Origin of the sequence: uncultured Gimesia sp. (assembly GCF_963972345.1) — a bacterium.
In the GTDB taxonomy this organism is placed as follows: Bacteria; Planctomycetota; Planctomycetia; order Planctomycetales; family Planctomycetaceae; genus Gimesia.
In genome coordinates, this window is record NZ_CAXAVM010000189.1 from 1 (window position 1) to 13,149 (window position 13,149).

At 49.9% G+C, this 13,149-nt stretch carries 11 protein-coding genes and 1 pseudogene; 8 read left to right on the forward strand and 4 right to left on the reverse strand.

Annotated elements, in window-relative coordinates:
* Positions 1-127: 127 nt before the first annotated feature.
* From AACZ40_RS23320 to AACZ40_RS23330, 3 genes are all read right to left on the reverse strand, one after another.
* Complete coding sequence (locus AACZ40_RS23320) at positions 128-388, reverse strand: hypothetical protein (RefSeq protein ID WP_291179996.1); 261 nt, start codon at positions 386-388, stop codon at positions 128-130.
* Positions 389-566: 178 nt separating this feature from the next.
* Complete coding sequence (locus AACZ40_RS23325; protein WP_291179994.1) at positions 567-1,382, reverse strand: hypothetical protein; 816 nt, start codon at positions 1,380-1,382, stop codon at positions 567-569.
* A 309-nt stretch (positions 1,383-1,691) separates the two neighbouring features.
* Positions 1,692-2,153: a hypothetical protein gene (locus AACZ40_RS23330; protein WP_291179991.1), complete on the reverse strand. Its 462-nt coding sequence runs from the start codon at positions 2,151-2,153 to the stop codon at positions 1,692-1,694.
* A gap of 310 nt (positions 2,154-2,463) precedes the next feature.
* Between AACZ40_RS23330 and AACZ40_RS23335 the strand changes: the two genes are divergently transcribed.
* The gene (locus tag AACZ40_RS23335; protein WP_291179988.1) at positions 2,464-3,219 is read left to right on the forward strand and encodes a hypothetical protein; all 756 of its coding nucleotides are present in this window, start codon (positions 2,464-2,466) and stop codon (positions 3,217-3,219) included.
* A gap of 19 nt (positions 3,220-3,238) precedes the next feature.
* Here AACZ40_RS23335 and AACZ40_RS23340 read toward each other — a convergent pair whose 3' ends face one another.
* On the reverse strand, positions 3,239-4,237 hold the full coding sequence (locus tag AACZ40_RS23340) for an adenosine deaminase (protein WP_291179985.1): 999 nt from the start codon (positions 4,235-4,237) through the stop codon (positions 3,239-3,241).
* A 195-nt stretch (positions 4,238-4,432) separates the two neighbouring features.
* Here AACZ40_RS23340 and AACZ40_RS23345 point away from each other — a divergent pair, with 195 nt between their 5' ends.
* From AACZ40_RS23345 to AACZ40_RS23375, 7 genes and pseudogenes are all read left to right on the forward strand, one after another.
* Positions 4,433-5,752 carry a neutral/alkaline non-lysosomal ceramidase N-terminal domain-containing protein gene (locus AACZ40_RS23345; protein ID WP_291179982.1) on the forward strand — a complete coding sequence of 440 codons (1,320 nt, stop codon included), beginning with the start codon at positions 4,433-4,435 and terminating at the stop codon, positions 5,750-5,752.
* Between the two features lie 759 nt (positions 5,753-6,511).
* Complete coding sequence (locus AACZ40_RS23350) at positions 6,512-8,572, forward strand: serine protein kinase (RefSeq protein WP_291179981.1); 2,061 nt, start codon at positions 6,512-6,514, stop codon at positions 8,570-8,572.
* A gap of 102 nt (positions 8,573-8,674) precedes the next feature.
* Positions 8,675-9,781 (forward strand): DUF444 family protein, encoded by a 1,107-nt coding sequence (locus AACZ40_RS23355; protein WP_291179979.1) that lies wholly within the window; start codon positions 8,675-8,677, stop codon positions 9,779-9,781.
* Between the two features lie 69 nt (positions 9,782-9,850).
* The gene (locus tag AACZ40_RS23360) at positions 9,851-11,380 is read left to right on the forward strand and encodes a SpoVR family protein (protein ID WP_291179976.1); all 1,530 of its coding nucleotides are present in this window, start codon (positions 9,851-9,853) and stop codon (positions 11,378-11,380) included.
* 24 nt (positions 11,381-11,404) lie between these two features.
* Positions 11,405-11,899 (forward strand): hypothetical protein, encoded by a 495-nt coding sequence (locus AACZ40_RS23365; protein ID WP_291179973.1) that lies wholly within the window; start codon positions 11,405-11,407, stop codon positions 11,897-11,899.
* 147 nt (positions 11,900-12,046) lie between these two features.
* Entirely contained in the window at positions 12,047-12,856 is an 810-nt protein-coding gene (locus AACZ40_RS23370; protein ID WP_291179970.1) for an IclR family transcriptional regulator, read from the forward strand.
* A 29-nt stretch (positions 12,857-12,885) separates the two neighbouring features.
* Positions 12,886-13,149, forward strand: a pseudogene (locus tag AACZ40_RS23375) (aminotransferase); the annotation flags it as partial.

A 13,149-nucleotide genomic window follows, 5' to 3' on the forward strand; every position in this document is an offset into this window, starting at 1 on the left:
TTCGTCAGTTCAATAGAAGAGAAAGTGAATCGGCTTTTACGTAATGGGGTTGTTTTTTCGGTAGATGTGATCATAATACTGATACCTTGATTGCTGTGTCCTATGGATACAAAAACGGCTCTGAGTGTTACGAGCACTCGGAGCCGTTGTCCGTTTCTTGGGTTTCATTCTGATTCTCCAGAAAAACAATGAAAGCCTGCCCTTTGACAAACTTACGGTTTCCGAGTTTCAGCATCTTCAAACCCGCTCTACGAGCCTGCCGTAATGCCCAGTCTTTAAGACCTGTTACCCGCTTGAACTCTTCCAGTGAATAAAGTCTGTCAGGCTCAATCTGTCCTGTCGTCTTCCACTGTGTTGATGGCTGCTCTTTGGTTTTCGTCGCTGGCATGATTGCCTCCCTTGCTTTCAGTTCCAATGAATTGCCGTTGTGTTCTCGTTGAATACGGCTTGTGTTACTGAGGCAATCAAAACGAAAAAAGACCAGCCTGTGAAGACTGGTCTTGAGCTTAAATATCGGGATTGCGGGAATGCTTTTGAGATTGCCAGAATGCTGCAATCTTGCGCCGTTATTCTGGGGTAAACCGCTTTATTATCTTCTCGGCATTGATTTTGTAGGTACCAGTCAACCTGCGACTTTGCATGTACCTGACGAGATTATACACTTCAGTTTTATTGAACTGCTCACCATTCACATCATCGAATAAATTTGATTCTTTGATGTACACTTTCAATATGCGGTAGTCTGGATAACCAAACCATTCTCGCAGTTCTTTAATTCCATATGTCTCTTGATTGGAAATTTCCTGTGGAAGATCAGATCCAGGGTCAATGCAATCATAGTAGTTATTCAATACAATCGCGCGTTCCCTTCGAAGGATCGATCGAACTAATGTTGCAGCATATGGGGAGAACTCGATTTCAGATAGACGGTAGCGAATTGAATCCTCGTTCTGCTTCATAAACTCTGTCGCAGACAGATAGTCTCTGTTCCATTCACTGCTATCACTCCATGAACCGTCAAGCGAGATTCCACCTTCAGCACCTCTTAGTAAGTGTTCCCCGACCATAAGCATAAATTCCCCAACGCATGAATGTGCTGTTGGATGTAGTAATACGGTTTCTTCACCATCAATCGAGAACTGCATTTCGCAAACATTATGAGTATTACTGTCACAGGCTGAGATAATGTCTTCATACTCCCAGAAACACAAACCAGTCGGAGCCCAGAAATAGAACGCTAGGAATTTTGGAGAACCCCCGGCCAGTGACTCAATTCCATCCTCAATGAAAATGGCTTCTATAATTTCCTCTGCCAGAGTTGATTCATCAATAAATAAACCCAGAGGCGAATTCTCTGGGATTGGTATTCTGATAGGTTTCATCTGCATCATCCTTAAAAGCCCGGGCCGGTCGTCTCTGGGAATGACGGATGATTCTTCACCCCAGAGCCGACCAACGGGAGAGCTACTCCCACCCGGTAAAAATCAACTGGTCACAATAATGGTCACAACACAAGCCACCGCATGGTATTCACGGTCCATTTTATAGGCAGTCAATATGAATAACAATTTCAGAACAGTGCCTTGTATGTAGTGATTGGCCTTTGGTAGCATTTTGGGTACCCGGGTAGGTTAGCTTTCCTAAAGCATAGGTCGCAGGTTCGAACCCTGCCGGGGGTACTTTTAGACATCTCAAGGTTGTTGTTCGCGATTGGATGTAACCTGTATCCTGCTTAGCCAGAATAGCAGTGGACTGATACCACAAGCCGCAACCAGGCTTGCGGCGAAGAGTACTGGAAACCAATACGGTATCATCAGCCGGAACTGCCCGTTCGAGAGTGTGCCTGCTCCAAAGCCCAGCATTGCCTGGGTGGCTCGGTCCATTCGCTGCTGCGTGGTTTGCCATCGATAACTCTGATCCCAGGGTCCGAGATAATTGATGCCAACGTCACCAGCCGATTGTGGATGCAACGTGAGGACAATACGCCCCACGCCGGACCAGACACCGAAGGTTCTGGAGTTGAATGCCCTGCAGACGAATTCTTCACTGTATGTAAAGCTGCGCATCCATAACCCGGCAAGCAGGACGCTTACGAAAATGCAAATGATCATTCCATCGACTCTCACCTTTGTTACTGCTTTCGTGGTCGCCATTCAGATTTTCTCCTGACCCGAAACAGATCGAATTACTTCGGCTTTTACTGTCAAACTAAAATTTCCCATAGGGATCAGCCTGGAACCGCTCCAAGTCGGGATTGTAACCGTTGCGTTTTCGTGTCTAATACAAAGTAATATTACTTCACCTTTGTTATTTTCAGGAAGACGTCAGACTAAACCCGGATACAGGCTAATATGACTGACTGATCTTCTTTTCAGCCACAAACACTTGAACAATCTTATCAAAACGATTCGAATTGTCGTAATAAACATTTTCTATAATTCATAATACAAAGGGCCAGATCAGATGCTGAAGCCACTTTCCCTGTTTGCTGTCTGTTTCATCACACTCTGGTTTGTCTCGAGCGAGACGGCGCTCCAGGCGGAAGATAAAGCCAAAAGTTATTTTCTGATCGGTAATTCGCTGACCTGGGATACGGCTCCTTCCCTGCTGGATGGGGATGTGCAGTGGCACGTCGATTGTGGCAAGAGTCTGCCTTACATCATGGCGCATCCGGAAATGCCTTGTGTGAAAACGTCAACGCTCTGGCCACAGGCACTGCAGGAAAAACAGTACGACCTGATTTCCGTGCAGTCCCACTATGGTGCGACACTGGATGAAGATCTCGCCACGATTTCCAAATGGGTGGAAATGCAACCCGGGGCAACCTTTATTATTCATACCGGCTGGGCCAGAAGTGAAACGCGCGCGAAAGAATACGCCAGCAAAGAGACCTCCGGAAAAATGCAGCACAGCCCCGCTTATATCAACGCGTTACTGGCCGCTCTGCAGAAAAAGTATCCCGACCGGAAATTCAAACAGACCCACGCCATTGATCTGCTGGACCAGGTGAATGCGGATATTGAAAACAACAAAGCTCCCTTCGACGAGATCACCGACATCTACCGTGATGCGATCCACATGAAAACCGACACCGGTCGCTACCTGATGCACAACGCGATGCGGCACGCAATGGGACAACCCCGCTCAGACAAAGGGTATGAAAAAGTCGATCCCCAGGTAAAGCAGTATCTGAACCAGGTGCTGGATACACTCAAGTAGGATTCAGATCAAAAGTCGATCAAGCCGCCGCGGTCGGCAGTTCTGCGATCAGGGCCTGTTTTTCTTCGTCAGTCAGGAATGAGGCTTCGAACGAATTCCGGGCGAGTCTGATCAGATCGTGTTGTGACAGCCTGAAGGCGGTCTGAATCGCAGAGTAGTTTTCATTCACATAGCCGCCGAAGTAGGGGGGATCGTCGGAATTGACGGTTACCAGCAGGCCGGCGTCCAGCATCTGTTTCAGAGTGTGATCTTTCATGGTTTTGAAAACACGTAAACGCACATTCGAGAGCGGGCAGACCGTCAATGGAATCTGCTCGGCTGCCAGCCGTTTGACCAGGTCCGGATCTTCCATGCAGCGCACTCCATGGTCGATGCGTTCTGCATGCAGGAGATCAAGCGCTTCGGCGATGTATTCAGGCGGACCTTCTTCGCCGGCGTGACAGACCACGTGATATCCCTGCTGACGGGCCGCGTCAAAGGCCTTCACAAATTTGGAAGGGGGATGCCCGAGTTCCGAAGAATCCAGCCCCACGCCAATAAAATGATCCCGGAAAGGCGCTGCCTGCTCCAGTGTTTCCATTGCTGATTCTGCGGAAAGATGCCTGAGAAAGCTCAGGATCAGCTTTGACGAGATGCCGTATTGAGTCTGCCCGTCTTTCAATGCCGCCGTGATTCCATGGACGATGGTTCCCATTGGAATGTTCCGGGCGGTGTGGGTCTGGGGATCGAAAAATATTTCCGCATGTTTCACATTCTGTGCGGCGGCCTTTTTCAGATACGCCAGCGTGAGTTCATAAAAATCTTCCTCACTGCAGACAACACTCACCGAAGCATAATACAGGTCCAGAAACGACTGCAGGTCGCTGAAATCAAAGGCCGCCCGCATCTCTTCCACAGAGGCGAACGGCAGGCTCATCCGGTTCTTGTCCGCCAGTTGAAATGCCAGTTCGGGTTCCAGGGTGCCTTCAATGTGCAGGTGCAACTCTGCTTTAGGCAGGCGGGCGATGAACTCATCCATGGTGTCACTTCCTCAAGATAGAAATCTGCAGATGGTGCTTGCTGGCGACATGGTAGCTTGAGAACCGCGTTTGTCAACATCGGAAGCAGTCCCTCGGGCTTCGCATTCGCTGGTGACGATGTTAGGATAAATCAGCGGTAAATATCGAGTCGGTGTATTGAGAATTCTCCTGCTGTGAAATGACGAGGTGACTGCATGTTAAGAATGATTCTGTCCTGGCTGGCTGTGGTTATCGTCTGTGGTCAGGTTCCCCTTCATGCCTCTGACTGGCAGGTTGGCGTAGCGCGAATCGACATTACGCCCGCAAAAAAAATCTGGCTGGCCGGCTATGCCTCACGTACAAAACCGGCTGAAGGGACGACTCATCCCTTATGGGCCAAAGCACTCGTTTTCAAAGACGAACGTGGCAACCGGGCCGCGATTGTGACTACCGATCTGATTGGTTTGACGCGGGAACTGTCTGATGCCGTCAGTGCCCGTGTTGCCCGGGAGACGGGAATGACCCGCAAACAGATCCTGCTCAATTCCTCGCACACGCATTGTTCACCGGTTGTACGTGGCTGTGCGCCGCTGGCGTATGACTTCACTTCTGAGCAGCAGCAGGACGTCGATCACTATGCGAAAGTGCTCGAAGAGAAACTGGTGAAAGTCATTGTTTCCGCTAGCAGATCGCTGAAACCGGCACAACTGAGCTACAGCGAAGACCAGGCCTCGTTTGCGATGAACCGTCGCGGTCGCATTAATCCGGATGGTCCCGTCGATCATACCGTGCCGGTCCTCAAAATCAGCGATCCTGCAGGGAAGCTCCAGGCGATTCTGTTCGGATACGCCTGTCATAATACGACGCTGGCGTTTTTTGAATACTGTGGTGACTACGCCGGCTTTGCACAGATCGAACTGGAAAAGCAATATCCCGGCGTCACCGCGCTATTCCTGCTGGGGTGCGGGGGAGATGCCAATCCGAATCCCCGGGGGACGCGCGAACTGGCGGAGCAGCATGGTCGTTCTCTGGCCGCGGCTGTCACGCGGGCACTGGCTGAGCCTTTGAAAGCCGTTGATGGCCCGCTCACGGTGAAATTTCAGCGAACGGATTTACCATTTACGAAACCACCTTCGCGCGAGGAACTGCTGGCCCGGCAGGGTCAGGGGGACGTCTATTCCCAGCGGCTCACAAAACACCTGCTCAAGCAGCTGGATCAGCAGGGAACAATTCCGGATGCTTATCCCTTCTCAGCCCAGGTGATCGAGTTTGGCAATGATCTGACGCTGATCGGGCTCGGTGGAGAAACCGTGATTGATTATGCCATCCGACTGCACGAGGAATTATCCCCACGTCAGATCTGGGTTGCGGGCTACTGTAATGAAGTTTTTGCCTATGTACCCTCGGAACGGGTTTTGAAAGAGGGGGGCTATGAAGGGGGCGGAGCCATGAAGTACTTCGGCATTCACGGTCCCTTTCAACCTGGTGTGGAAGATCGGATTATGAAGCTGGTCCATTCTCTGCTCACACCTTGATCGCACCAGAAGTAGACACATCTGGTTTTTAACGGTGTCACCACTGACAGTAAAAATCGAAAAAATATTATTGCTGTTTCCGCTGCCTTTTTCGTAAGAAGAGTGCCGATGAAAGCGGGTTGCCTTTCTTAGACTGTGTCCAGTTTTACCGTAGCGTCTCCAGGGTCATTTGGACCGTGTTCAACAGATTGAAAGACGCTGTGGTGAAATGTGATGTGCTCCAGTATCTAAAGTAAATCCAGTCTGTCTAATCTGCACCGAACCTGCCCGTTCAGCGGTTCCCGTCGTGCATTCACGGAAACCTCGCTTGTTCTGGCATGTTTTCTAACTGGTTGACAATTAGTTACTTACAGCCTTTTATGTGTGTCCGTTTTTCGTGACGAAAATCTCAGACTTGAATATTGGTATTGTCTCAAACGATGGCGTGGGAAATAATGGTAACGCTCGAAACATGATATTAGGTCCCTGACATTCCTGTGTGGCATGCCCTGAAAATGCTCGAGTCACGTCCACACGATAATCCCACTTTTACAATTAGGTGTTGGCCATGGACGGTCCTTTAAACAACCTCAATTCAATTTTATTTGATTGAGGGAACTATCCCTGCGCCATGCGTGTCTTGTTTGATACTGAATATTCTGAACACAGTGAAAGGCTCTCGCACTTTAGAAACATTTCCCTTATCAAATTACCTCGAACTTATTGGCCGATAAATCGACAGGCAGGAATGCCACTCGTTACGCCAGGAGGAGGAGTCCCATGGAAAATGGTCGATCAATCTTAAATCAAATCTCGAGTCAGCTGAATGCGGACTCATTTCTTCAGGAACACTGGCAGGGCTCTTTCGAAGAGTACCTCGATATTGTTCGACAGGATCCCCGGGTGACGCGAACGGCGTTCCAACGTGTTTATGATATGATCATGAGCTATGGAACCTACCCGGTCGAAGGTAAAAAAGGCCTGCTCCGGTATCGCTTCTTTGACGACCCCGTAAACGACGGCAAAGATGGCATCTTCGGCCTCTCCAAACCGCTGATGGAACTGGTCAACGTGTTCAAGTCGGCTGCCCTCAAGTACGGCAGTGAACGCCGCGTACTGTTACTGCATGGACCGGTCGGCAGTTCCAAAAGTACCATCGCCCGCCTGCTGAAGCAGGGGCTCGAACGCTATTCCCGCACCGAAGAAGGTGCCCTTTACAGTTTCGGCTGGAAAGAGGAAGACGGTACGATCCTCTGGGACCCGATGAACGGTGACCCGCTGCAGCTGGTACCACTGGTAAACCGCAAGGAAATCTGCGATTACCTGAATGCCGGCCGAGATCCTGACACTGATACCGGCTACGGCGTGGAAATCTCGGGGGAAGTCTGCCCGCTCAGTCGCTTCATCTTCAATGAACGACTTGAAAAAGCGAATGGCGACTGGACTAAAGTCATGGATCAGATCGTGGTCAAACGCATTACCTTCTCGGAGCAGGATCGGATCGGCATCGGTACGTTCCAGCCCAAAGACGAGAAGAACCAGGATTCCACCGAACTGACCGGCGATATCAATTATCGTAAAATCGCCCAGTACGGCAGTGAAAGTGATCCACGTGCATTTAACTTTGATGGCGAATTTAACGTCTCCAACCGGGGACTGATCGAATTTATCGAAGTCCTCAAATTGGACGTCGCGTTTCTGTACGACCTTTTGGGGGCTTCACAGGAGCATAAAATCAAGCCGAAGAAATTCGCGCAGACCGATATCGACACCGTCATTATCGGTCACACGAACGAACCGGAATACCGTCGGCTGCAGTCCAACGAATTCATGGAAGCATTACGCGACCGTACGGTGAAAATCGATGTGCCGTACGTCACGAAGCTGAGTGAAGAAGTCAAGATTTACGAGAAGGATTACAATACCAAGCGGGTCCGTGGTAAACACATCGCCCCGCATACGCTGGAAATAGCCGCGATGTGGGCGGTCCTCACGCGTCTGGAAACCCCCAAGCATCACGGCCTGACGTTAATCCAGAAAATGAACCTGTATAACGGCAAATCCCTGCCGGGTTTTACTACGGAAAACGTGGAACAGCTGCGCAAGGAAGCCAAGTCCGAAGGTCTGTTTGGAATTTCACCCCGCTATGTGCAGGACAAAATTTCGAATGCCCTGGTGGTTAACTCGCATAGTTCCAACCTGAATCCGTTCATGTTGCTCAACGAACTGGAAGAAGGCTTGAAGCATCATTCGCTGATTGCCAACGATGATATGCGTGACCATTACCGTCAACTCATCACTGTCGTGAAGGAAGAGTATACCGATATCGTGAAGAACGAAGTTCAGCGTGCGATTGCCGCCGACGAAGAAGCACTCACGCGACTGTGTGGCAACTATCTGGATAACGTGAAGGCGTACACGCAGAAAGAACGCGTGAAAAACAAATTCACCGGCGAATATGAAGAACCGGATGAACGCCTGATGCGTTCCATTGAAGAACGAATTGATATCCCGGACACCAGGAAGGATGATTTCCGTCGTGAGATCATGAACTACATTGGTGCCCTGTCACTGGATGGTAAATCGTTCGATTACAAAACCAACGATCGTCTGCAAAAGGCCCTCGAAATGAAACTGTTCGAGGATCAGAAGGATACGATCAAGCTGACGAGTCTGGTTTCGAATGTTGTCGATTCTGAAACACAGGAAAAGATCGACATCGTCAAAGCACGGCTCATCCGAAATTATGGTTACGACGAAGAATCTGCGACAGACGTCCTGCAGTACGTTGCCAGCATTTTTGCTCGCGGCGATACCAAAAAGAACAGCGATGCCGCCTGATCCATGACTCCGTCTGTAAAGTATGACACTAAACCGGGATAAGAAGGAATTAAATGAGAGCCGACTCACTCTGATTCCCTGTTCTGAAAGGGGCTCGATACCATGGTGCGAAGAATTGATCGTGACCAGCAACGGTTCGATAAAATTATAAAAGGGAAGGTCCGCCAACAGCTCCGGAAATACATCAATCATGGTGAAATGATTGGTCGCAAAGGCCGCGAGACTGTCAGTATCCCCGTTCCCAATATCGAGATTCCCCATTTTCAGCACGGCGAAAAAGGGAGTGGCGGTGTCGGCCAGGGAGAAGGCGAAGTTGGTCAGCCCATTGGCCGCGGGAAAGGTGATGGAGACGGTCCCGGTCAGGCCGGTAATGAACGCGGGCAGCATATTCGCGAAGTCGAATTAACGCTCGAGGAACTGGCCGACATGCTTGGCGAGGCGCTGGAACTCCCGCGGATTGAACCCAAGGGGGAAGATGCCCTCACTTCAAAAAAAGACCGCTATACTTCGATCCGTCCCACTGGCCCGGATTCCCTGCGTCATTTTAAACGCACGTATAAACGGGCTCTCCGACGGATGATTGCCACCAACAATTATGATCCCCAGGATCCATTCATCGTTCCTACAAAAGATGACGAACGCTTTCGCAGTTGGAAAACGGTGACCGAGCCGCATACGAACGCCGCGGTCATCTACATGATGGATGTCTCCGGATCAATGACCGATGTGCAGAAAGAAATTGTCCGCACGGAAGCGTTCTGGATCGATACCTGGCTCAAGCGGCAGTATGACGGCATTGAACGCCGTTATATTGTGCACGATGCTGTAGCTCATGAAGTGGATGAAGATACGTTTTACCGCATTCGAGAGAGTGGCGGGACGCGTATCTCATCCGCTTACCGGGCTGCCGATCATATCATTAAACGGGATTTTCCCCCTTCATTATGGAACATCTACTGCTTCCAGTTTTCCGATGGCGACAACTGGGGCGAAGACAATTCGGACTGCATCGAAAATCTCAAACAGAATCTGTTCCCGATCTGTAATCTGTTCTGTTACGGGCAGGTACGCAGTCCCTACGGATCGGGTGATTTCATCAAAGAACTTCGCAAAGTCGAAGAGGAGTTTGGTAACCTGATTCTCTCTGAAATTGATGATAAGGAAGCGATTTACGGTTCCATCAAAACATTCCTGGGGACAGGCAAGTAAAACGAATGTGATTAACGGCAGCCAGTCAGCATCTCATTAAACAGTCAACAGCAGCTGACGGAGAAATTTATGGTAGTAACCACTTACCGACCTTTACCGAAAGAGCTGAGCGATATCCAGCAGGAGATGGAACAGCATGCGCGCGATTACGGCCTGGACTTCTTCAAAACGATCTTTGAAGTCCTGGACTATGAAGAGCTGAGCATGTTTGCCGCCTATGGCGGGTTCCCGGTTCGATATCCGCACTGGCGGTTCGGTGCACAATACGATGAGTTGATGAAAGGCTATTCGTACGGGTTGCAGAAAATCTATGAAATGGTGATCAACACCGATCCCTGTTATGCCTACCTGCTCAGTGCGAATGATATCACCGACCAGAAACTGGTGATTGCCCATGTTTATGGTCACTGTGATTTTTTCAAGAACAATGCCTGGTTTTCACAGACGAACCGGAAAATGCTGGACCAGATGGCCAATCACGCCACCCGCATGAATCGCCATATTGACAATTTTGGTTACGAGGTGGTGGAAACGTTCATTGATACCTGCCTGTCGCTGGAAAGTCTGATCGACCCGTATGCGCCGCATATCCGCAGAACGCAGAAAACGGAAACCAAAGAAGAAACAAAGAAACGGACAGACGAAGAAAGCGAAAGCACGGGGGGACGTTTTCCGGCCAAGTACTATATGGATCGTTACATCAATCCCGAAGAGGTGCTGGAGGAAGAAGCCAGCCAGAAACGTCAGAAAGCGCGGGAGCTCTCCGATCAACTCAAGTTTCCCAAAGAGCGGATGCGGGATGTTCTGTATTTTCTGATTCAATACGCACCCCTGGAAGACTGGCAGCGGGATGTCCTGACCATCATTCGCGATGAAGCCTGCTACTTCGCTCCCCAGGGACAGACCAAAATCATGAACGAAGGCTGGGCCAGTTTCTGGCACTCCACGATCATGACCCGACACGGGCTGACCGATGAAGGGCTCATCAATTACGCCGATCATCACAGCGGCACCATGGCGACCAGCCCGAATCGATTGAACCCGTATAAACTGGGAATCGAACTGCTGAAGGATATTGAAGAACGCTGGAATAAAGGTCAGTTCGGACCGGAATATGAAAACTGCACTGACATGTACCAGAAGGAACACTGGGATCAGGATCTCGGCTTAGGTCGAGAAAAAATCTTCGAAGTCAGACGGATTCATAATGATATTACCTTTATCGATACCTTTCTGACTCCCGAATTCTGTTATAAGCAGAAAATGTTTTCGTTTGCCTTTAATGATTCCAATAAAACCTATGAAATTCAGTCACGGGAATTTCAACAGATCAAGCAGCAACTATTGAACAGCCTGAGCAATCATGGTCGACCTGTCATTTACGTACAGGATGCCAACTATAAAAATCGGGGAGAACTCTACCTGGAACATGAGTATCTGGGAGTGGAGCTCAAACTCGATTATGCCCAGGACACACTGGCCAACCTGCATTCGATCTGGAAACGCCCCGTGAATATCGAAACCGTCGTTGATGATCGCCCCACGATTTTGAGCTACGATGGTAAAAAACACTCTACGAACTCCAAAGAGAAAAAATAAGATCCTCGTCAGGAGGATTTCAATATGACAGTATTAAACCAACTTAATCATGAACTGATTCAACTGGTCGGCTTTCATTCTGCATCACCTCGCACCGTCACGCTGGCTGCGAAAGGCAAGATTGAAGTCATGCTCGATTTTACTTCGGTTGATACGATGAGCTGTTCGTTTCAGGAAGTCCGCGTCAATGTTCCCGCATTGACACAGGCCACATTCGACAAGCTCAAAGAGTGGGGACAGAAACTCTGTCAGCGGATTACCTACCTGCTCGAAAACATTGGCCCACTCGAATATGACGAAGATGCAGCCCAGGTTCTCATTCGATCGACTCCCCCCGATCAGAAACCGGACGGCACTCGCTTTTATGAGGTGATCCTGTCCTCTCACGCGAATGGCAACTTCAGTCTCAAACGCTTTGAATCGCAGAAAGGACAACCGGGGCGTACTCAGGTTGATCTGCAGGTCACGCATGAAGTCCTCCGGAAACTCGTGGAAGACCTGGTGAATACTGTTCCCTGAACCTGAGTCGTCATCAACATAGTGATTTCCAGTCAAACACCTTGGGTTTAAGTGACCTAAGGTGTTTTCTTTTAATAAGATAAGACTGCATTGCAAATTCGCATTTTATGCTTGACGCGGTGTGTTTTATATGTAAAATCATATTTCATGAGTAAAACACTAGAACGCACCGAATCAAGACTGTCATACCGGGTACCGGCTCTGGAGAAGGGTCTGGAGGTGCTGGAACTGCTGTCAGGGATCTCCCAGCCACTCTCTTTAACGGACATCGCAGATCGTCTGGGACGCACGAAACAGGAGCTGTTCCGGGTCATGGCGTGTCTGAATGAGCAGGGTTATCTCATACGGGATGCCAACCAGGGCTACCGCATGAGCACCAAGCTGTTTGAGTTGGGAGCCAAGCACGCCAGCACCGAAGCTCTGATTGCCCGCGCGACGCCTCACATGGAATCGCTGACTAACGAACTCAATGAATCCTGCCATCTGAACCTGGTGGTCCGCAATAAGATGCTGGTGATTGCCCGTGTCGATTGCGACGCCGACGTCTCCCTGGCGGTCCGTATCGGTGCCAGTTTCAAATTACACGAACGCAACAGCGGTCATGTTGCGCTGGCGTTTCATACAGCCGACCAGCGTCAGAAATACTGGGAACAGTCTGATCAGCCGGCTGAAAAAATCAAAAAGTGGGAAAGTGAATTTGCCGGCATCAGGCAGTCCGGTTTCCGCACGATGGAAAGTACACTGATTGTCGGCGTTCAGGATACAGCCACGCCCATACTTGGCGCGGATGGCAGGCTGCTGGCGGTTTTGTGCGTCTCCCATATTCTGCGAGTGGGTGAAGCGGACGAGAGTGCCCGCATCTCTACAGCCATGCTGGAGTGTTCGCAGGCGATTTCCAGTGAGTTTGGGCCCACCATGATCAGTCAACAGGATGCCCCTGCCCACGGCGTCAAATAAATTTAACGGGTGAATCGAACGGAGTATTCATGTTGGACCAGTTTACGCGAGATCAGGACTTTCCCAGTTTGCGGGAACGCGTCTATTTAAATACCGCTGCAGAAGGGATTCCCCCGTTATCTGTGGGGAATGCATTTCAGCAGTATTTCCAGGATAAACTGCTGGGCATGGATGGCAGAAAACTGCATGAAGCCCAGTGGGATGCCGCCAAAGATCTGCTGGCGCAGATGTATGGACTGAGCTCCGACGAAGTCAGTATCTGTTCCTGCAGTTCGGAAGCCTTCAACCTGGCT